Origin of the sequence: Olsenella profusa DSM 13989, assembly GCF_030811115.1 — a bacterium.
In the GTDB taxonomy this organism is placed as follows: Bacteria; Actinomycetota; Coriobacteriia; order Coriobacteriales; family Atopobiaceae; genus Olsenella_F; species Olsenella_F profusa.
In genome coordinates, this window is the sequence record NZ_JAUSQK010000001.1 from 523,473 (window position 1) to 544,657 (window position 21,185).

Sequence of the window (21,185 nt, forward strand, 5' to 3'; positions counted from 1 at the left end):
CTGTCCGGGACGGCAGCTGCGACGTCATAAACCTGGGGTGCACTCCCGAGGATGTCACGGCCCTTCGCCTGAGCCTGCCTGTGAGCTGCCCGGCGCCAGCTTCCGATTGGCATCGTAGGCCCCATCCTCGGCACATGCGCTCCTGCGCCATCCCATGTCGACGGTCGATGACGTGGGCGGGCTCCACCAGGAACCCCCATTGGCGTATGCGGCGCTGACTTTTTTGCCGCGCACGTCAATGCATCCGACTAGCAGGGGTATAGTGGGAGACATCAGTTTCAGGGCGGGGTGAGAGTCCCCACTGGCGGTAAGTGGCCGCACGCCGTGAGCCACGAGTCCGCGCACCGCGATGAAAAGAGCGGTTGACCTGGTGAGAGTCCAGGACCAACGGTCATAGTCCGGATGAGAGAAACGGAGGCCATCATGGCACGACCCACCACGCGTCACGACACCCACTCCACCACGAGCCAGTCGCACGGCTGGTCGACCAAGCGCATCGCCGTCACGGCACTGTTCTGCGCGCTCATGGCCATCTCGACGCTCCTCATCGAGATCCCCCTCCTGCCAGCCGTGCCCTGGCTCAAGTACGACCCCTCGGGCGTCTTTGGCCTCGTCGGGGGCTTTGCCTTTGGGCCCGCCACGGGGGCGGTCATCTCCATCATCCCGTACCTCCTGCACATTGCCACCAGCTCAGGCGTCTACGGCACGATCATGGCCATCCTCGCGACGTTCTCGCTCGTCGTGCCCGCATCCCTCATATACAAGCGCGTGCCCACCATGTGGGGAGCCCTGTTGGGCATGCTCGTCGGCGCCATCGTGTGCCTGGCCGCCTGCATCGCGGGCAACCTGATCATCACCCCCCTCTATGCGCACATGACCACCGAGCAGGTCGTGGCCCTCATCGTGCCGGCGCTGCTGCCGTTCAACCTCTTCAAGGTCATCATCAACTGCGCGCTGGCGCTGCTCATCTACAAGCCCGTCTCCAAGGCGTTGGGCAACTAGCCCGCCATCCGCCCCGTGCAAGGACATGCCGTGCAACACCTTGGCCCCATCGCACACCTTGCGCACGTCACCCTCGCCTACGAGGGTGACGTGCGCGCCCTCGATGACGTCTCCCTGGAGGTGCGTGCCGGGGAGCGGCTCTGCGTCCTGGGGGCCAACGGATCGGGAAAGTCCACGCTTGCAGGCGTGCTGGCGGGGCTCATCGCACCCGACGGGGGCTCCGTCGATCTGGTGGGCAGGCGCGTGCTCACGGACGGGGTCCCCGACTATGATGCCTATGTGCAGGCCCGCCGTATGCTGGGCCTGGTGTTCCAGAACCCCGACGACCAGATCGTGACGTCCGTCGTCGACGAGGACGTCGCCTTTGGCCCCGAGAACCTGGGGGTTCCCCCTACCGAGATCGACGTCCGCGTGCGGCGGGAGCTCCATCGCACTGCGATGGAGGCCTATGCCAAGGCTGACCCCACGCGTCTCTCGGGCGGACAGAAGCAACGCGTCGCCATCGCCGGCGCGCTGGCGATGGAGCCGGCCCTGCTCGTGCTGGACGAGCCGGGCGCCCTGCTGGACGTGCGTGGACGCACCTCCATCATGAGGGTCATGGGCAAGCTCAAGGCCCTGGGGACGACCGTGGTACATATCACGCACTTCATGGAGGAGGCCCTCGAGGCGGATCGCGTGATCGTGATGGGCCAGGGACGCATCGTGCTCTCCGGCTCCCCCTCCGAGGTGTTCTCGCACGACGAGGCCATCCGCGCCCTGGGCCTCGAGGAGCCCTGGACCGCACGACTGGCCACGCGCCTCCAGGAGTATGGCACCCGGGTGCGTTGGACGTGCGACGCTCCCTCACTTGAGCGTGACATCGTGGCCACCTGCACGGATGTCAGCGAACCCGCCCCCATGACCCCGCCGGGCCCCGTCGCCCCGCACGGCCCCATCGCCCTTGAGGCGTCTCACGTCTCCTACTCCTACGAGGACGGCGATGCCCGCGCCGACAGGCACGCGGCCCTGGATGACGTCAGCCTCGCCGTCCGCCAGGGCGAGCGCTGCGCCATCATCGGGCAGACGGGTTCGGGCAAGTCGACCCTGCTGCGCCTCCTGTGCGGACTCGAGGTGCCCGACGGTGGCACCGTCAGCGTGGGGGGCGTGGGCACCGCCACCAAGGAGGGGCGTCGCCAGGTGCACCAGCTCGTGGGGTACGTAATGCAGCATCCCGAGCGACAGCTCTTTGCCGAGACCGTTCGCGAGGACGTCTCGTTCGGCCCACGCAACAGGGGTCTTGCGGAGGACGAGGTCGCACGGCGCTGCGAGGGGGCACTGAGGCTCGTGGGACTCGCGGGGCTTGAGGATGCCTCCCCCTTCGAGCTGTCCGGAGGCCAGCGGCGCCTGTGCGCCATCGCCGGCATCCTCGCCATGCGCCCGCGCATCCTGGTGATGGACGAGCCCACGGCCGGCCTCGACCCACGGGGGCGCACGGAGCTCGGTCGCATCCTCGGGAGCCTACACGAGCGGGGCGTGACCATCATCGAGGTCACGCACTCGCGCTTCATTGCCGTGCGCGTGCAGCGCGTCTTCGTGCTCGACCAATCGCATCTGACCATGAGCGGCACGCCACGCCAGGTGTTCTCCTACCCCAACGAGGGGCGGCTCCACGAGGCGGGGCTGGGCCTTCCCACGGCGCTCGAGTGGGCGCGCCGACTGCGAGCCGATGGCGTGCCCTGCACCGAGGCGCCGCTCACGCTCGAGGAGCTCGCGCGGTCCCTTGCGCCCCAGGCACGGAAGGGTGACGCCTGATGGCACTGCGCATCTCCATGGGACAGTACCTGCCAGGAGACTCCCCCCTGCATCGCCTGGACCCACGCGTCAAGCTTGGCGGAACCCTTATCCTCGTCCTCAGCGCGTTTGGCATAGACACGCCCACTCAGCTGCTGCTGGGTCTGGCGGGCATCGTCGCGCTGTTCGCATGCGCGCGCGTGCCGCTGGCAAAGGTGGCCGCCTCCATCAGGCCCGTCGTGGCGATACTGGCATTCCTTGCCGTTTTCAACCTCTTCTTCGTGCAGGAGGGGGAGCCGCTCTGGCGTTGGGGCGTGCTGGGCATCACCACCGGCAGCGTGCGCGTGGCCGTCATCTACAGCCTGAGGCTCGTCATTGCCACGCTCGCCGCGGCGCTCATGCTGCTCACCACCACGCCCACGCAGATCACGGACGCCTGCGACGCCGCGCTCTCGCCCTTGGCCAAGTTGGGGCTCCCCGGCCATGAGCTTGCCATGGTCTTCTCGCTCATGCTGCGCTTCATCCCCACGCTGGCCGACGAGACCCAGGCCATCCTCGATGCGCAGACCATGCGGGGCGCGCCCATCGGGGAGGGTTCCCCCCTTCGGCGCGCACAATCCCTGATCCCGGTGCTCATCGCCCTGCTTGCGAGCTCCGCGCATCACGCCGACGGCCTTGCGTGCGCCCTGGATGCACGCAGCTATGTGGGCGGGGCCACCAGAAGCCACTGGCACCCCATGCGCATGCGCCCCAGGGACTGGCTGGCGCTGGCGCTGCTCGCGGCCTATGTCGTGGCGCTCGTGGCAGCGGGGCTACTCGCCGTCACCTTTTAACGTGTGCGTTTCCGTCATCCTTGCTGACGTTTCCGCAGATGGCGACTGGCTCACCCAACGGAAACGTACACGTTGGCGACACCCTCACCGTAGCTTCCGGTGGCTGATTAATTATGGGTACACGCGGCACAGGTAACCTGGGCGGTCGTATCATGGGCGTGTACGCGCAATCGCCGCTCACCGGAGGGCACGCCATGGTCTCACGCGTCTACGTAGAGAAGAAGCCGGGTTTTGACGTCGAGTCGCAACAGCTGGCACACGAGCTGCGTCACACCCTTGGCATCAGGGGGCTCGAGGGACTGCGCATCATCAATCGCTATGACGTCGAGGGCATCACCAGGGAGCTGTTCGAGCGGTGCGTGCCAACCGTCTTCAGCGAACCACAGTCCGACGTGGCCACCACGCGTCGCCCCGCCGCGGGCGCGGGCGCCAGGGTCTTTGCCGTCGAGTTCCTTCCCGGCCAGTTTGACCAGCGCGCGGACTCCGCCAGCGAGTGCATCCAGCTCATCAGCCAAGGCGAGCGCCCCGCCGTCGCCTCCGCAAGGCTCTACTACCTCACGGGCGACCTCTCCACACAGGACGTCGAGGCCATCAAGCGCTACGTCATCAATCCCGTGGAGGCGCGCGAGGCATCGCTCGCCACGCGCAGGACGCTCAGGGTGGCCTACCCCACGCCCGAGGCGGTGGAGACCATCACGGGCTTCCGCACGCTCACCAAGAGGCAGCTCAAGGCCTTCATCGGCGAGCACGGGCTGGCCATGGACCTCGCGGACGTCACCTTCTGCCAGCGCTACTTCAAGGATGAGCGACGCGACCCGACGATCACCGAGATCAGGATGATTGACACCTACTGGTCGGACCATTGCCGCCACACCACCTTCGGTACCCAGCTTGAGCACGTGCGCATCGACGATTCCCTGGTCGGAGGGGCCTTCGAGCGCTACCTCGCCGTACGCCATGAGCTGGGGCGCGATCAGAGGCCCGTCTGCCTCATGGACATGGGAACCATAGGCGCCAAATACCTCAAGAGGAAGGGCACTCTCAGGAGACTGGACGAGTCCGAGGAGATCAACGCCTGCACCGTCAAGTGCAGGGTGGACGTCAACGGACACGACGAGGACTGGCTCTTCCTCTTCAAGAACGAGACGCACAACCACCCCACCGAGATCGAGCCCTTCGGTGGTGCGGCCACCTGCATCGGCGGCGCCATCCGCGACCCGCTCAGTGGCCGCAGCTATGTGTACCAGGCCATGCGCGTGACCGGCGCGGCAGACCCCACGGTGCCCGTCTCCCAGACGCTCCCCGGCAAGCTCCCCCAGCGCAAGCTCGTGCGCACGGCCGCGATGGGCTACTCAAGCTACGGCAACCAGGTCGGCCTGGCCACGGGTCAGGTGAGCGAGCTCTATCACCCCGGCTACGTGGCCAAGCGCATGGAGATCGGCGCCGTCGTGGGCGCCACGCCCGCCCGCCACGTGCGCCGCGAGCGTCCCGCTCCCGGCGACAGGATCATCCTTTTGGGTGGCCGCACCGGCCGCGACGGCATCGGCGGGGCCACCGGCTCCTCCAAGGCCCACAACGTGGAGTCCCTCGCGAAGGACGGGGCCGAGGTGCAGAAGGGCAACGCCCCCACCGAGCGCAAGCTCCAGCGGCTGTTCCGTCGCGAGGATGCCTGCAGGCTCATCAAGCGCTGCAACGACTTCGGCGCCGGCGGCGTGAGCGTGGCCATCGGCGAGCTGGCCGACGGCCTTTCCATCGACCTCGACAGGGTCCCCAAGAAGTACGAGGGGCTGGATGGCACCGAGCTGGCCATCAGCGAGTCGCAGGAGCGCATGGCCGTGGCGCTCGACCCCACAGACGTGGACGAGTTCATGCGCTATGCGCATGAGGAGAACCTCGAGGCCACCGTGGTCGCCGAGGTCACCGCAGAGCCGCGCCTGCGCATGTCGTGGGGCGGAGCCACCATCTGCGACGTGAGCCGTGAGTTCCTCTCCTCCAACGGAGCGTCCAAGCACCAGGACGTCCATGTGCTCGCGCAGGGCACCTACGAGCCCACATGGCGGGGTGACACCATCGCCCAGAGGATGCGCTCCGTCGTGAGCGACCTCAACGTGGCCTCCAACAAGGGCCTCGCCGAACGCTTCGACTCCACCATCGGCGCGGCGACCGTGCTCATGCCCTTCGGTGGGAGGTACCAGCTCACGCCTCCCATGGCCATGGTCGCCAAGCTCCCCGTCCCCGGCGAGACCACCACGGTCTCCGGCATGGCCTGGGGCTTCAACCCCTACCTCATGAGCGAGAACCAATTCACGGGCGCCTACCTCTCCGTCGTGGAGTCCGTGGCCAAGCTGGCCGCTGCCGGCATCGACCGCAGGTCCATGTACCTCACGTTCCAAGAGTACTTCGAGCGGCTGCGTGACGTCCCCGAACGCTGGGGCAAGCCCACGGCCGCCGTCCTGGGTGCACTCATGGCCCAGCTCGACCTGGGCATCGGTTCCATCGGTGGCAAGGATTCCATGTCCGGCTCCTTCGAGGACCTCGACGTCCCACCCACGCTCGTCTCCATCGCCACGGGCCTGGGCGCACTCGACCGCATCGCCTCGCCCGAGTTCAAGTGCACGGACAGCAAGCTCTGGCTCATCCGGCCCGCATACCAGGCGGATGGCATCACGCCCGAGCCTGCGAGCTTCCTCAAGGTGCTCGACTTCATCCAAGAGCACCTTGGCTATGGCGTGCTGCGCGCCATCTCCACGCCGGGCTATGGCTGCCTCGCCGAGCAGCTCTTCAAGAGTGCCGTGGGCAACCGCATCGGCTTTGGCCTGGCAAACGACGTCGATTCCTCCATCCTCTTCAGGCTCGCCTATGGCAGCTTCGTCATCGAGGTGGACGAGGGGACCTTCATCCCCGTCGACCGCCCTGGCGTCATCGCCACCTTCCTGGGTGGGACCTCCGCCGAGTACCGGATGTGGGCTGGACGCGAGGTCATCGACCTCGCCGAGCTCCAGGAGGCGTGGGAGTCCGGCATCGAGTCGGTCTTCCCCTACCGTGGGCGGGGCGAGGACGTCGAGCCCGTGAGCTTCGATGCCCTGGGACGGGGCGTCGCGCGCAGGGCGCCCGCCGTCAGGACGGCCAGGCCGCGCGTGGTCATTCCCGTGTTCCCCGGCAACAACTGCGAGTACGATTCCGCGGCGGCCTTCGAGCGTGTGGGAGCCGAGGTCACGACCTTCATCGTCAACAACCTCACGCCCGCTGCGGTGGTCGAGAGCACCAAGGCCTTCGTGGGGGAGGTTCAGAAGAGCCAGATCATCATGATTCCCGGCGGCTTCTCCGGTGGTGACGAGCCTGATGGCTCCGCCAAGTTCATCACGGCCTTCTTCCGCGCGCCCGCCGTCACCGAGGCCGTGCGCGACCTGCTCCAGGCACGTGATGGCCTCATGCTGGGCATCTGCAATGGCTTTCAGGCTCTGGTCAAGCTGGGCCTCGTGCCCTATGGCGACATCGTGGACATGACGGACGAGTGCGCCACGCTCACGTTCAACACCATCGGCCGGCACCAGAGCCGACTCGTGAGCACGCGCATCGCCTCCACCCTCTCGCCCTGGCTCTCACGGTGCGAGGTGGGCGACGTGCACTCCATCGCCATCAGCCACGGCGAGGGACGCCTCATGGCGCCCCGGACGCTGCTCGACGAGCTCGTGGCCAATGGCCAGGTTGCCACGCAGTACGTGGACGACGCCGGTCGACCCTCCCAGGACCTCGCCGTCAACCCCAATGGGTCGCTGCGTGCCATCGAGGGCATCACCAGCCCCGACGGACGCGTGCTGGGCAAGATGGGCCACACCGAGCGCTCAACTGCAGGAACCTTCAAGAACGTGTCGGGCAACCACTTCCAGCCCCTCTTCGAGGGCGGCGTGGCCTATTTCGCATAGGGCCTGCACCTCGCTCGAGGAGGGCATATGCTACGCTCGTTCGGTACCACGCGAGCAGGGAGGCATCGTGGCAAAGAAAACGACGGCGAGCACGCCACGCGAGAAGGTCGACTTCAAGGGACAGCTCTTCCTCACCCTCCTCATGTTCCTCGGCATCTTTGGCATCGCCTTCATCCTGCGCTCGCTCCTGCACATGAACGACGTCTACACCGGCATCTTCACGGCCATCATCCTGGCCATCATCGTGTTCTACCTCTTCCGCAAGGCACAGGAGGATCGCTGGCGGCGCGAGAACAATGACGCCGAGAGGACGGTGAACCCCATCATCGAGCGCTATGCCGCGTCGCATGATGCACGCGAGCTGGTACGGTCCTACACCACGTGGAACAGGGGCGCCCACGACCCCGACCTGCGCCTCCAGTTCTCTCAGCTCGTAGTGGAGGCACTCATCCGGGACGGCCACACGAAGGATGCCCGTATGGTCCTTGCCACCATGGAGGAGATTGCCACCACCACGGGCAACGCCAAGAACTTCGCCGGCTACAAGGCGGACGTCCTGTCACGCATCGGTGCGTAGGGCGGCGGCATGCGTTCCGGTGCCGGATGGCCCAATGGGTACACTCACCTCAAGGGAACAAGCCGAGGGGACGGCGGACCTATGCAGAGCACGCTCATCAAGGACACCACGCGCGAGGAGCGCAGGCAGATCGTGCGGCAGGGACTCTCGTGCGGGGATGACACCGGCTGCGACCAGTGCAGCGGCTGCAGTATGGGCATCGGCTCCCTCGAAGCCATGTACCAGCCCTACATCGACGGCAAGCTCGAGCTCGCAGAGGTCAACATGCTGCATGCGGCGCACAGCTACACGCACGGCTGACCGTCGCGACCCGAGCGCACCGCACAATCCACCGGACCACCCCGCAGCATGCGCAGGCCGCAGCCGATGGCACCGAGCACGACCCGGGTGTCCTCGCAGGCAGCCTTGGAACTGCCCAGCAGGTTTATCACAAGCGTGCGGCCCGCGAGGTCAGCCGTTCCACGCGAGAGGCAGCCGTGCGCGTGATGGCCATCGATGCGGCACGCATGGCCTCTGGTATGCCAGGGGCCAGACGCTCGCACACAGCCAGCGTCGCCTCGGGTGTCACATCAGGGGGAGAGAACCCCGTACCGCCCGTCAATCAGCACGAGGACCACATCATCCGTGACCTCAACACGCAGGACGTCCTCGATCGGCGCGGGCCCGTCAGGCACCATGCGGAAGTCGATGACCACATATCCTGCACCCTCAAGCACCTGACACGACGCGGGGCAGATGACACGACCGCACATCTCCTCGGTGGCCTCGTCCACCACGGTCAGCTGGGAGGAGACGGCATCGGTCCGATAGATGATGCCACGGTCCGCCAGACCCTCGGACACCTGGGTGGCACCCTCCTTGACATTGGAGCCGTAGGCGATGCGGCCCCCGCGCAAGGACCGTCTCATCGAGGCCGAGGTGCGCGAGGATCCTCTGCGTGTACTGGCCTACGGGCACATCGGCGTCGCCCATGGCAAGCACGAGCCCCCCGCCTGCAACCGGGCGGCCATGCCCGCGAACCCCCCTATGTCTCTGGGGTTCCCCGCGCCCACGCCCAGGGCAACGCAGTCGCGCCTATCCACACTGAAAGCGTGTGTCATCATGAATGCCCCTCACCCAGTCGTGTCCATCCCTCGAACTCCACTCAAAACGCGCTTACGACATGGCGTCTCGCGCACTTGAGACGCACAGGGCCTCCCTTCCGCTACGCAGTGGCCGTTGGGGCCTGGGAGCTGTGGGAGCGCCCGTCCCCAGGCCTGAGCCCCGCGCGACAGCGAATCATCTGCGCGGCAATCGACACGGCGATCTCCCCTGGCGTGACGGCAAGAATGTCCTCTCCGATGGGCAGCCTCACATCGTCCGCCCATGCGCGCTCCACGCCACGCCGCACCAGGGTGTCCCGGACAAGGGCCGCCTTGCGACGGCTCCCAATGCAGCCCACGTAGGCGGGTCGCGCATGCGCCAACTGTTCCAAGACGTCTATGTCCGCGACATGCCCGTGGGTCATCACCACGGCATAGTCGTTGCGGGCAATGTCCACCTTCTCTGCGATGTGGTGGAAGTCGCCGCACACGACGCCCCGCGCTTGGGGGAAGAGCTCGGGGACGGCCATGTCAGCGCGGTCATCAAAGATGACGACACTGAAGCCGACGCTCGCCAGCACCGGACAGAGCTTCTGGCCAATGTGCCCGCCGCCGAAGACATAGGCGGTGGGATCGACGGTCAACGGCTCACGATAGGCCCGAGTCGCCTCGTCCCATGTGGGCGTCGTCGGGAGCGCCACACCGCCCATGGCCCCCTGCCCGCCGTACGTCCCCAGCGTCATGCGCGGTGCCGTGGCGTCTCCCCACTCCTCGCTCAGAAGCAGGGATCTTCCCCGGGACAGGCCGTCATGCATGCGCGACAGCACGTCGCCGTCCACGGATGGGTCAAGCATGCGCATGCCCACCAACGCATCGCCCCCACAGGCCGTGCCCGTCTTGGCGTGCGTGAACCACTCGAGCGAGCCGTGCTCCCTGCCTGCCAGTATGCCGACGCAGCGTTCCTGGACGACCCGCTCGACAGGGCCGCCACCTATCGTGCCCAGCCACACGCCATCGGGGAGCAGTGCCATTCGGGCGCCAGCGGGGCGCGGGCTTGACCCCCTCGTTGCCAGCACGCTCGCAAGCACGACCGGACGTCCCTGCCCGAGCTCATCCACCAGCCGCCCCACAAAGTACGTGTCGCGCATCGTCCCATGTGAATCCTCCCTCACAAAGCCCACTCCCTCCATGTCATAGGCACCCATGCCTGCCGCCGCGCCATACGTTCCTCCCATGGCCCTGCACGACATCGGTACCCGATCCCAAACCTCGATGGAGGGACCGCCCGTCCGCAAGGCCATCCGCCCTCCCGTGCCACACTACCCCCTGAGCCGTCCCGAGAAGTGCAGAAGCGCCTCCAGCACGCCACCGCCGATGGCACGCGCCTTGTCGGAACAGGAGTGACAGTGATCCGGCCTGCAACGCGGGTCGATGTCACCCACCTTCATGCCACAGGTGACGGGCACGCCCTCCTGCAGGAGCCCCCGCAGCACCCCACCAATCGTCGCGGGCAGCGGCGCTCCCGCCACCGAGGCAATGACATCCCCCCTGCGCACGACATCGCCAATGTGGGCGACGGGCTTGAGGGTGCCATCCACGGGAGCCCGGAGCACACGCTCGACCGTATACCCGCCTATGTCGCCTGGCACACCCGAGTTGGGGATGGGCGACCCGTCGTAGATGACGCGACCAAGGTGATGGCCACGTTTGGTCTCGACGGCGGCATGGCAGTCCGCATCGGGGCCCTCACCCGCAAGGAAGCCGGGACCCACCCCAATGACAATGGGCGCCATCTCCTTGCTGGTCCCCAGGTTGCGCTTGGCAATGATGGCATCCACCACGACGTCGGGCGCAAGGCGGGCGATGCTCTCCCCCTCGGGGTCGACGAGCACGGCGACGATGCCCTGGGCGGCAATCGTGCGCGCCTCCTCGACGCATATGCAGAGCCTGCCGCAAACGTCCTCCACATGCGTCTCGCCCAGTCGGATGGCCTCGCAGAAGCTCACCGTGCGACGCACGGCCGTGGGAAGGGCCATATCGAGCATGATGACGTCACATTCCGCCCTCTGCAGCCGTAGTGCTATGCCCGAGGCAAGGTCCCCCGCTCCCCTGATGACAGCCAGCATGTCGAATCCCTCCCCACCAATCGAACGCATTCTTGCTACAGTCTTCATGCAGTCTCGTATGGCGCCGTACCGGCGTCATATTTTCTGAAACATAACGACGGACACGCGTGCACTATACAAGACTTTTAGTAAGGCTACCTAATGAAATTACATGAAATGCTGCAAGTGGTGCCTGGCATTACGTCTGTGGTCGGTAGCGGTGGCAAGACTGCGCTCTTGGACGCCCTCGCACGCGAGCTGCCGGGGACGGTCATCCTTGCCACATCAACTCACATCCTGCCCTTTGCGGGCATGCCGCTTCTTACGCACCCCTCCGAGCGCGACGTCCGCGACGCCCTCAAGCGCTCCCGGTGCGCCTGTGTGGGGACGCCCACGGAGTCCGGCAGGCTCACCGCACCATGTCTGGACTTTGGCACGCTTGCGCGCTGTGCAACCTACGTGCTCGTGGAGGCGGACGGGTCGCACAGGCTGCCCCTCAAGGCGCATGCGGACTGGGAGCCCGTCTGCCCACCCGATACGGGACGCACGGTTCTCGTCGTCGGCATCTCGGGGCTCGGACGTCCCCTTGACGAGGTCGTGCATCGCCACGAGCTGCTGTGCGGACGCCTCGCGGTTCCGCAGGATGCCATCGCCACCCCGGCGCTCGTCGCCCAAGGCATCGCCTGGGAGCTGGAGCATGGCATCATGCGGCCAGACGTCCTGTTGCTCAACCAGTGCGACACGCCGCGGGACCACGCGCTGGCGTCCCAGCTTGCACGCGAGCTCACAGCGCTCCTGAAAGACAGGAGCATGCCCGTATGTACGACCTGCCTCCCTGCCAGAGGCGCCAGACGTGACAGGGGACGCCAAACGCCCCCTATCTCTTGACGTAGGTACCGGGCACGGAGCCCGTGGGCTCGCCATCCCGGGCAACGAGTACGCCGTTCACATACACTAGGTGAGCCCTACCCCTGCACCTGACGCCCTCATAGGGCGTGTGGTCCACGTTCTGGTGTTGGGTCTTCGCACCGATGACCCACTCCTGACACGGATCCCATACGCAGACATCGGCATCGGAGCCCACGGCAAGGATGCCCTTCCGCGGAAACATGCCGAACACGCGCGCCTGGTTCTCGGACAGGAGCCTCAGGAGCTCGCGAGGGCCAAGCTCGTCCGCAAAGCTCGTGGCGATAAGCCCAGGGCGATGCTCCACGCCAGGGATGCCGTTGGGGATCCTGCGAAAGTCATCCCTGCCACGATCCTTCTGCCCGCACAGGTTAAAGGAGCAGTGGTCGGTGGATATGGTGTCAATCTCGCCCGCAGCTATGGCTGCGCGCAGCGTCGCACGATCCGCTGGCTTGCGCAGTGGGGGACTCATGACGTACTTGGCCCCACCAAAGTCCGGCTCCAGATAGCGCGTCTCATCCAGCAGCAGGTACTGCGGACAGGTCTCCACGTAGATGTTCCTTTGGCCCCGCCGCCTTGCTGACCGGATGACCTCAAGCCCCAGCCTCGTGGAGAGGTGCACCACGTTCACACGGGCATCTCCCGCAAGGTGGGCCAGCATGAGCAGGCGTCCGATGGCCTCGGCCTCACAGACATCCGGCCTGCTCATGGGATGTCCTTCGGGGCCATGGACGCCCGCATCGAACACGCGTCTCTGCAGGGCATCCACCAGCGTCCCGTTCTCGCAATGCACGCAGAGCGTAGCGCCCAGAGGGGCGAGTCCCTCAAGCACCTCGAGCGTCTGGGCGTCATCCAGGCGCAGGTGATCGTAGGCAAGGTACGTCTTGAAGGAGCTCACGCCCGCCTCGCGGATGCCGGGAAGGTCGTCTTTGGTCCGTTCGTTCCAGTCTGCAACGGCCATGTGGAAGGCATAGTTGGTCGTACAGGTGCCATCGGCGCGCCTGTGCCACTCCTCCAGCGCCTGGGGCATGGTCATGCCCTTGTCCTGCGTGGCATAGTCCACGATGGTGGTAGTGCCACCGCAGGCGGCGGCGCGCGTACCCGTCTCAAAGCTGTCGGCCGTCCAGTCCATGCCCGTCCAGGCCTGCATGTGGGTGTGCGCATCGATGAGGCCGGGGAACACCCAGCAGCCGCTCACATCCTGGCAGCTCATGCCCGCGAGCGCCCCCTCGGGCACACCACCGGGAGCGACGGCGGCAATCCTGTCACCCTCCAGGATGAGGTCACCCATGGCCAGCCCATCCGGCAGCACAAGGGTGCCTCCGCGTATCACGGTCCGTGCACCTGTCCCCATGTCACTCATCCCCTTGAAGTCGACTGCCCGTGCCCGAGCCACAAGCTGCATCCCCTCCGCACACGGCATCAACGCGCGCAAGGCCCTCTGGTGTGTCTATGTCCCATAGCTCCTCGGGGCTCGCCGCCTCAACGGTGCGCACCAGATGGCAGAGGACGGGGTTCTCTCTCAGGAGCGCAAGGCCCCCGCAGTCCCCCGAAAGTGCGGAGAGGGCGGGAGACAGCCACCCAGGAAAGAGCACGGGACTTCCCGCCTCCCCCTGCCAGGACAGGCGGATGATGGCATCGGGATGGTGGGCATGCTCGTCAAGCATGCGGGCAACGCTCTGGCGCGCAAGCAGTGGTTGGTCGCCCACCACAAAGAGGTAGCCCGTCCGCCTCCCCAGTGCCCGCATGCCCTCGCGCACCGTGTCGCTCTGGAACGCGCCCCCGTGTATGACGCACCACGCGCCGCGGCCTCCGCACAGAGCGACGACCGCTCGCGAACGCGTGACCACGACCGTCTCGAGACGCGCATCGGCAAGGGCATCGAGCGTATGCTCGAGCATGGGCTTGCCTCCGAGCGGTTCCAGGAGCTTCTGCCTGCCAAAGCGTCGGGCCTGTCCCGAGGCCATGACCACGCAGCCCAGGCGTGGCGTCTCGTCCAAGCCCGCAAAGGCGATGCCCTTAAGACGTGCCCCCTCGGCAGCGACGGCATCGCTCCACAGATGGTAACGGGCAAGAAGGGCCTCCCCCGCCTCCGTGAGCGTCGAGCTGCCCCCCGCCTCGCCTCCCGTTCGGCGCACGAGCAGGGGCGTGGCCGCGCCCGCCTCCGCACGCCTGAGGATGTGCAGTGCCTTGGTATAGCTCATACCCAGGAACCGGGCTGCGGCGGCAAGGCTGCCCTCAGTGTGCACGGCAGCAAGAAGCCGGTAGGGGCCGGGCCCAAAGGCACGGTTCCCTTGCGAATCCATGAGGTATGCGACCGTTCGCGGCGTCACGGCACCTCTCTCTCCCGCGGAGCCTCAGACCACGGCCCCGCACGGCCTATCCGTGCACCCTCGTCCCGGTCTTTCCCGCCATGCCGTCTGCGGCACGGCTCAACTCGGTTATGAGGGCAGACCTCCCGGCGCCGGAGCACGCGAACTCGAGTGCCGCCTGCACCTTGGGGAGCATGGAGCCGGGAGCAAACTCCCCGTCATCAATATAGCGCCGAGCCTCCTCGGGTCCCAGCTCGTCAAGCCACTGCTCATCGGGCATGCCAAAGTGAATCGCAACCTTCTCCACCGCCGTGAGGATGACGAGCGCCTGGGCATCCATCTGCTCGGCAAGGCGCGCCGCCACAAAATCCTTGTCGATGACCGCGGCGGCACCCTTGAGGTGATGTCCCTCCGTGCGATACACGGGAACGCCTCCTCCACCACAGGCAATGGCCACATGATCGGCCGCAACCAACGAGCGGATGGTATCAAGCTCCACGATGGAGCGTGGAAGGGGTGATGCCACCACACGGCGATATCCACGCCCCGCATCCTCCGTCACGTGGTAGCCACGCTCCTCCACCATACGCTCGGCCTCCTCCTCTGTCATGAAGGGGCCAATGGGCTTTGTGGGGTTTTGGAAGGCGGGGTCATCGCGATCGACCTCAACCTGACTCAGCACCGTCGTCACGCCATGGTCGATGCCACGGTCCTCGAACTCCTCGCGGATGGCATTCTGCAGATCATAGCCTATGTATCCTTGGCTCATGGCAACGCACACAGAGAGCGGGCACGGAATGTAGCGCTTGGGGTCAAAACGCGTGAGCTGCGTCATGGCCTCCTGGATCATGCCCACCTGCGGACCGTTGCCATGCACGACGACGACCTCATTGCCCGCCTGCACAAGGTCGGCGATGGCCTTGGCGGTGCCCCGCACCGCCTCCATCTGCTCGGGAAGATTGTCGCCCAGGGCGTTGCCGCCCAAGGCGACCACGACTCTTCGTCCCATGATGCCTACGCCCTCGCCCAACGGCTGCGGCCGCGCTGCTCGAGCTCCTTGAGCATGGCAACGGGGTCCTTTGCCTTCTGCAGGAAGATCATTGCTGCCACGGCGTACGGCTTGTAGCTGGCCTCCTTGTACAGGCCATCGCGGTGGACGTCAAAGACCTCGCTCACAACCTCGCCATGCTCGCAGGAGACGCCCTCGATGTCGGCCGGCAGCGGGTGCATGTAGATGGTGTCCATGCCCTTTGCGGTCTTGGACATGAGCTCGGACGTGCAGTGCCAATCCATGTGCGTGGCGTTCTGGGCGAGAAGCTCCTTCTCCAGGACGTCGATGCCCTCGGAGTCACCGGCAGCATAGAGCTTGGTGCGCTTCTCCATGGCCGCGTAGGGAGCCCAGCTCTTGGGAACCACGATGTCGGCGCCCTCGAAGGCCTCCTCCATGGAGTGGGCCTGGGTGAACGTGGCACCAGACTCCTTGGCGTAGGCGCCAGCCTGCTTGACCAGCTCGGGCATGAGGTCGTAGCCCTCGGGGTGTGCCAGGGTGACGTTCATGCCAAAGCGGGTGAGCAGCATGATGAGCGACTGCGGGCAGGAGAGGGGCTTGCCGTATGAGGGGCTATAGGCCCAGGTGACGGCAACCTTCTTGTCCTTGAGGTTGTCGAGCCCACCAAACTCGTTGATGAGATAGAGCAGGTCGGCCGAGGACTGCGTGGGGTGGTCGGAGTCGGACTGCAGCGAGACGAGCGTGGGACGGTGATCGAGGATGCCGTCGGCGTAGGACTGCGCCACGGACTCGGAGACCTCCTTCATGTACGCGTCGCCCTCGCCGATGAACTTGTCGTCGCGGATGCCGATGACATCGGCCATGAAGCTGATCATCGTGGCGGTCTCGCGCACGGTCTCACCGTGAGCGATCTGCGACTTGGACTCGTCGAGGTCCTGGAGCTGAAGGCCCAGCATGTTGGTGCCCGAGGCAAACGAGAAGCGCGTGCGCGTGGAGTTGTCGCGGAAGTTGGAGACCGCAAGGCCCGAGTCGAAGATGCGCGTGGAGACGTTGCGCTCGCGCAGGTTGCGCAGGGCATCGGCGACCAGGTAGAGCGCACGAAGCTCGTTGGTGGTCTTGTCCCAGGTGTGCAGGAAGTCATTGTTGTACATCTTGGAATGGTCGAGCTCCTCGAGCTGGCCGAGGTAGTTCCGGAACGTGGAGTCCATTCGTTTCCCCTTCTTTGGATGCGAGCGAGGTGGCCTTCCCAGTGACCGCACGGTCTGTGTTTCTGAGGTGCCTGCTTACTTGATGTCGTTGCCCGTCAGGGTGCCGCGATACTCGGTGGCGTCATCGGTGGCCTGGCTGGGGTCGTAGAGGTTCACGGCCGCAACGTAGAGGGCTGCGCAGGTGGAGAGGTCCTGCCTGTAGGTGACCTCGTTGGGGGCGTGGGCCTGGGACTCGGCGCCGGGGCCAAAGCCCACGCACGGGATGCCATAGCGGCCCTGGATGGACACGCAGTTCGTGGAGAAGGTCCACTTGTCGCACAGGGGCCTGCCCTCGCGCTTGTCCATGGACTTGGGGCAGCCGATGCGCTTGTCGCCAAAGAGGGCCTCGTGCGCGTCGACGAGCGCCTTGACGTGGGGCGCACTCTCCTTGTTGATCCACGTGGGGAAGTAGGCCTCGGTCTCGTAGACCTCGCCGGTCCAGCTGGGACGGTCGTACATGTACATGGAGACCTTCACGTCCTCGCCGTACTTCTTGACGGCAGGCAGGTTGCGAACCTCCTCGAGGCAGGACTCGTAGGTCTCGCCAGCGGTCATGCGACGGTCGATGGAGATGGCACAGGAGTCGGCCACGGCGCAGCGCGAGGGGCTGGTGTAGAAGATCTGGGAGACGGTGCAGGTGCCGCGGCCCAGGAAGCGCGCGTCCTCGTAGTGGTCGGGGTTGTACTTGGGGCCGAGCATCTTGGCGAGGCCCCTGATGGAGGTGGACTCGTCTGCGCCGTTGTTGTTGAGGGCGCGGACGTCGTTCACGATGTCGGCCATCTTGTAGATGGCGTTGTCGCCGCGCTCGGGGGCAGACCCATGGCAGGAGACGCCCTTCACGTCCACGCGAATCTCCATGCGGCCACGGTGACCACGGTAGATGCCACCGTCGGTGGGCTCGGTGGAGATGACGAACTCGGGCTTGATGCCGTCCTTGTTGTAGATGTACTGCCAGCACATGCCGTCGCAGTCCTCCTCCTGGACGGTGCCCACGACCATGATCTTGTAGCCCTCGGGGATGAGGTCCATGTCCTTCATCATCTTTGCCGCGTACGTGGCAGCTGCGACGCCGCCCTCCTGGTCGGAGCCGCCACGGCCACCGATGAGCTGGTCGTCCTCGAAGCCCTCATAGGGGTCGAAGTCCCAGTTGTCACGGTTGCCGATGCCCACGGTGTCGATGTGGCCGTCGATGGCGATGATCTTGTCGCCCGTGCCCATGAAGCCCATCACGTTGCCAAGGCCATCGACCTTGACCTCATCGAAGCCGAGCTTCTCCATCTCGGCCTTGATGCAGGCCACGACGTCGCCCTCCTCGCAGGACTCGCTGGGGTGGGAGATCATGGTGCGCAGGAACGCGGTCATGTCCGCGTTGTAGGCACGAGCCGCTTCCTTGATCTTGTCGTAGTCGAGTTCCTTCATTGGGTCCTCCTCAAGACGTCCCATACTAAAAGTATTAATACAAACTTTTTGTTTGGTATATGCATCATGCGCCTTACGCAGGGCAGATTCAAGCGTTACAGGAGAACTCCCTGGCATTGCCCTGAGCGGCTCGCCTTGCGCCCCGAACGGCAGGTCCCTAACGGCAGGGCGGCATGTAGGGTCCGGCAGCGCCCGCCTTGGGCCTTGCAAGGGGCACGCCACACAGACCGCATGGGGATCTACTTCGCACCCAGCTCCTCCTCTTCCCTGACATCTGCACCACGCTCACCGTTGGGGTCTGGCAGTACGAGGTTGAGAGTGATGGCCACGAGCGTGGTGACGACGATGGCAGATCCGCCAAAGATGCTCGTGACCCAAGGGGGCATGTCGGCACCTCCTAGCGACCCCTTGACCATGGAGATGCCCATGCCCAGAGCGACGGACAGGCCAGCAATGCTCGCACGACGGTCGGTAAGCCCACCCTTCGTGAGAATCCTGATGCCCGTCATGGTGATGGTGCCAAAGACGGAGATCGTTGCGCCGCCAATGACGCACATGGGGATAGTGTCCAGCAGGGCGGCGAACTTGGGAATGAGGCCACATGCGATGAGGATGCCCGCCGCGCAGGCGAAGACGCGCCTGTTGACGACCTTGGTCACCGTGGCGATGCCGACGTTCTGGGCGAACGTGGCCGTGGGCAGACCACCAAACAGGGCGCCTATCGTTGAGGCAATGCCCTCACAGAGGATGCCGCCGCGAATCTCCCCCAGCCTTGCCTCGCGACCAAGCGCACCGTTGGCAACGGCAGAGAAGTCGCCGATCATCTCGACGGCGGCAATGATGAACACTGCGCCGAGGGAGACCAGGGCATCCGGCTGAAACTCGATGCCAAAGGGAAGGACCTTGGGCAGCGCTACCCAGGAGGCGTCTCCTAGGCCACCAAAGTTCACCATGCCGAGGGCAAACGACAGCGCATAGCCTACGAGCATGCCAAACAGCAGGGAGCCAAGCCTGAGCACACCCTTGCCAAAATTGCCGAAGATGATGCAGCACACCAGCGTGACCAGGGCGACAACCCAGTTTTGGGCGCTACCGAAGTCGGGGCTGCCCGTTCCTCCTGCCATGTAGCCAACAGCCACGGAGTAGAGCGACAGCCCGATGCAAAAGACCACCGTGCCCGTGACCACGGGTGGGAAGAGACGCTTGATCTGTCTGAGGAACACGCCAAACAGTATGGCCACAAAGCCACCCATAAACTGGGCCCCAATGATGGCGGCAATGCCATACGTGCCACCAATGGTGTTAAGCACAGGAACGAACGCGAAGGAGGCTCCCGTAATGACAGGCAGTCCCGAGCCAATGCGGCCAAAGACGGGATGCGCCTGCAGCAGCGTCACGATGCCCGAAAACAGCATGGCGGACTGAATGAGCAGCGTACGTTCATCCGCCGGCAGGCTGCACGCGGAGCCAACGATGATGGCCGGTGTAATGATGCCCACAATGGCGGCGATAACATGCTGCAACGCGAGGGGGACGAAGAGCCTCGCCGGTGGCTTGCCATCTTGCCAAAACAGCTGACCGGTAGCATCGTCGGCCACCTTCCGCATCTTCTTTTCACTCATGCCGATCCTCTCTCGTGTGTTGGGGGCAGTTGCCAGGCGCAGCCACCAGTAAGTGGCTCGCGTCCTCGGAGGGAGCGGGCTGTAAAGGCTCCCTGCAGCCCAGCCCGTCGTGCCCCCTCCCAGACCTACTCACTTGCGTAGGCCCCGTCCCACACAACCTCGCGGTAGCGGACAGGGTCGGTGTCGCCCTCCGTGGAGAACAGCAGCACCTGGGACCTGAGGCCCAACCCGAGCTCCTCACGCAGCTCGACGTAGGCATCATCCTGCATGATGGTGGCGATCATACCCATGCCCACGGCACCAGACTCGCCCGACGTGATGGCAGGATCCCCTTTGACGGGCGCGGCAAGCATGCGCATACCCTTGGCAGACGACCAGTCTGGGCAGGAGAGAAACGCGGAGACGTGGTTACGCAGAATGTCCCAACTGATCGTGTTGGGCTCGCCGCAGGCAAGGCCGGCCATGATGGTGCTGAGGTCTCCTCCCACGGTGCGTGGCTTGCCATCGGCGGCCCGTGCACCCTGATAGAGGCAGTCTGCCGCACTTGCCTCCATGGTCACGAATGTGGGAGGGTCATCCGGGAAGAGGTTCGTGAAGTAGCCGACGACGGAGCCCGCGAGCGACCCCACGCCCGCCTGCACGAACACGTGGGTGGGACGATTGACCCCAAGCTGCCTCAGCTGTTCGGCCGCCTCACTGGACATGGTGCCATACCCCTGCATGATCCAAGACGGAATCCTCTCGTATCCGTCCCAGGCGGTGTCCTGCACGACGACACCATGCTCCGTCTCGCCCGCCTCCTGTGCGACGAGGCGCACGCAGTCGTCGTAGTTGAGCTCCTCGATTGTAACCTCGGCGCCCTCCTTGGCGATGTTGTCGAAACGTGCCCTTGTCGATCCTCTGGGCATGCGCACCACTGCCCTCTGACCCAGCCTATGCGCCGCCCATGCCACCCCACGGCCATGGTTGCCATCCGTTGCCGTAAAGAAGGTGGCACGACCAAAGTCCTGTGCCAGCTGGCCGGACGTCAGGTAGCCGAAGTCACATTCGCCTATGTCCCTGCCCGTCTCGTCAGCGATGTAGCGTGCCATAGCAAACGAGCCACCCAGCACCTTAAAGGCATTGAGGCCAAAGCGGTAGCTCTCGTCCTTCACATAGAGCCCACCCAATCCCAGGTGCTCCGCCATGCCCGTCAATCTCGCCAGAGGCGTCTCTGAGTACTGCGGGAAGCTCCTGTGGAAGCGCTGAGCCTCTCTTACGCTGCCCAAGTCCATGATGGCAAGTCTCGTGTCCCCACTGCCGGGCATCCTGTTCATGGCCCATTCCATGCGTGGTCTCATGTCTACATCCTTTCCTGCCAGGCACTTGTGGCCTT

18 protein-coding genes and 1 riboswitch are annotated in these 21,185 nt (G+C 65.4%); of the genes, 7 read left to right on the forward strand and 11 right to left on the reverse strand.

The window, feature by feature from the left end:
* Positions 1 to 270 precede the first annotated feature (270 nt).
* Positions 271 to 418, forward strand: a riboswitch (FMN riboswitch).
* A 5-nt stretch (positions 419 to 423) separates the two neighbouring features.
* The 6 genes from J2S71_RS02420 to J2S71_RS02445 all read left to right on the forward strand — a co-directional run bounded on the left by J2S71_RS02420 (position 424) and on the right by J2S71_RS02445 (position 8,408).
* Positions 424 to 1,002, forward strand: a complete 579-nt coding sequence (locus J2S71_RS02420) for an ECF transporter S component (protein ID WP_307388543.1) — start codon at positions 424 to 426, stop codon at positions 1,000 to 1,002.
* A gap of 30 nt (positions 1,003 to 1,032) precedes the next feature.
* Positions 1,033 to 2,793, forward strand: a complete 1,761-nt coding sequence (locus J2S71_RS02425) for an ABC transporter ATP-binding protein (protein ID WP_307388546.1) — start codon at positions 1,033 to 1,035, stop codon at positions 2,791 to 2,793.
* A complete protein-coding gene (locus J2S71_RS02430; RefSeq protein ID WP_307388548.1) occupies positions 2,793 to 3,605 on the forward strand; it encodes an energy-coupling factor transporter transmembrane component T family protein in 813 nt (270 codons plus the stop codon). Before J2S71_RS02425 ends, J2S71_RS02430 begins: the two co-directional genes overlap by 1 nt.
* Positions 3,606 to 3,799: 194 nt before the next feature.
* Positions 3,800 to 7,531: a phosphoribosylformylglycinamidine synthase gene (locus tag J2S71_RS02435; protein ID WP_307388550.1), complete on the forward strand. Its 3,732-nt coding sequence runs from the start codon at positions 3,800 to 3,802 to the stop codon at positions 7,529 to 7,531.
* A 67-nt stretch (positions 7,532 to 7,598) separates the two neighbouring features.
* Entirely contained in the window at positions 7,599 to 8,108 is a 510-nt protein-coding gene (locus J2S71_RS02440; RefSeq protein ID WP_307388552.1) for a hypothetical protein, read from the forward strand.
* An 81-nt stretch (positions 8,109 to 8,189) separates the two neighbouring features.
* Positions 8,190 to 8,408 carry a hypothetical protein gene (locus J2S71_RS02445; RefSeq protein ID WP_021725708.1) on the forward strand — a complete coding sequence of 73 codons (219 nt, stop codon included), beginning with the start codon at positions 8,190 to 8,192 and terminating at the stop codon, positions 8,406 to 8,408.
* Positions 8,409 to 8,535: 127 nt separating this feature from the next.
* Here the strand turns inward: J2S71_RS02445 and J2S71_RS02450 are convergent, their stop codons facing one another.
* The 4 genes from J2S71_RS02450 to yqeB all read right to left on the reverse strand — a co-directional run bounded on the left by J2S71_RS02450 (position 8,536) and on the right by yqeB (position 11,316).
* Entirely contained in the window at positions 8,536 to 8,676 is a 141-nt protein-coding gene (locus tag J2S71_RS02450) for a molybdopterin-binding domain-containing protein (RefSeq protein ID WP_307388553.1), read from the reverse strand.
* A 1-nt stretch (position 8,677) separates the two neighbouring features.
* A complete protein-coding gene (locus J2S71_RS02455) occupies positions 8,678 to 9,004 on the reverse strand; it encodes a type 2 periplasmic-binding domain-containing protein (RefSeq protein WP_307388554.1) in 327 nt (108 codons plus the stop codon).
* 308 nt (positions 9,005 to 9,312) lie between these two features.
* A complete protein-coding gene (locus J2S71_RS02460) occupies positions 9,313 to 10,425 on the reverse strand; it encodes an XdhC family protein (RefSeq protein ID WP_307388555.1) in 1,113 nt (370 codons plus the stop codon).
* Positions 10,426 to 10,509: 84 nt separating this feature from the next.
* Positions 10,510 to 11,316 carry a selenium-dependent molybdenum cofactor biosynthesis protein YqeB gene (yqeB, locus tag J2S71_RS02465; protein ID WP_040651383.1) on the reverse strand — a complete coding sequence of 269 codons (807 nt, stop codon included), beginning with the start codon at positions 11,314 to 11,316 and terminating at the stop codon, positions 10,510 to 10,512.
* Between the two features lie 168 nt (positions 11,317 to 11,484).
* Here yqeB and yqeC point away from each other — a divergent pair, with 168 nt between their 5' ends.
* Positions 11,485 to 12,183, forward strand: a complete 699-nt coding sequence (gene yqeC / locus J2S71_RS02470; RefSeq protein ID WP_232204439.1) for a selenium cofactor biosynthesis protein YqeC — start codon at positions 11,485 to 11,487, stop codon at positions 12,181 to 12,183.
* On the opposite strand, the gene hydA is transcribed toward yqeC, so the two are convergent.
* The 7 genes from hydA to dpaL all read right to left on the reverse strand — a co-directional run bounded on the left by hydA (position 12,173) and on the right by dpaL (position 21,126).
* The gene (hydA, locus tag J2S71_RS02475; protein WP_021725755.1) at positions 12,173 to 13,555 is read right to left on the reverse strand and encodes a dihydropyrimidinase; all 1,383 of its coding nucleotides are present in this window, start codon (positions 13,553 to 13,555) and stop codon (positions 12,173 to 12,175) included. The two genes, yqeC and hydA, sit on opposite strands and share 11 nt — an antisense overlap.
* 1 nt (position 13,556) lies before the next feature.
* Complete coding sequence (locus tag J2S71_RS02480; protein WP_198009583.1) at positions 13,557 to 14,507, reverse strand: NTP transferase domain-containing protein; 951 nt, start codon at positions 14,505 to 14,507, stop codon at positions 13,557 to 13,559.
* Between the two features lie 73 nt (positions 14,508 to 14,580).
* On the reverse strand, positions 14,581 to 15,522 hold the full coding sequence (gene arcC / locus J2S71_RS02485) for a carbamate kinase (RefSeq protein ID WP_040651400.1): 942 nt from the start codon (positions 15,520 to 15,522) through the stop codon (positions 14,581 to 14,583).
* Positions 15,523 to 15,527: 5 nt separating this feature from the next.
* Positions 15,528 to 16,730 carry a knotted carbamoyltransferase YgeW gene (ygeW, locus tag J2S71_RS02490; RefSeq protein WP_021725735.1) on the reverse strand — a complete coding sequence of 401 codons (1,203 nt, stop codon included), beginning with the start codon at positions 16,728 to 16,730 and terminating at the stop codon, positions 15,528 to 15,530.
* A gap of 75 nt (positions 16,731 to 16,805) precedes the next feature.
* Complete coding sequence (locus J2S71_RS02495; RefSeq protein WP_021725754.1) at positions 16,806 to 18,188, reverse strand: YgeY family selenium metabolism-linked hydrolase; 1,383 nt, start codon at positions 18,186 to 18,188, stop codon at positions 16,806 to 16,808.
* A 239-nt stretch (positions 18,189 to 18,427) separates the two neighbouring features.
* Entirely contained in the window at positions 18,428 to 19,810 is a 1,383-nt protein-coding gene (locus tag J2S71_RS02500; protein ID WP_021725729.1) for a uracil-xanthine permease family protein, read from the reverse strand.
* A gap of 125 nt (positions 19,811 to 19,935) precedes the next feature.
* The gene (gene dpaL / locus J2S71_RS02505; RefSeq protein WP_307388562.1) at positions 19,936 to 21,126 is read right to left on the reverse strand and encodes a diaminopropionate ammonia-lyase; all 1,191 of its coding nucleotides are present in this window, start codon (positions 21,124 to 21,126) and stop codon (positions 19,936 to 19,938) included.
* Positions 21,127 to 21,185 lie beyond the last annotated feature (59 nt).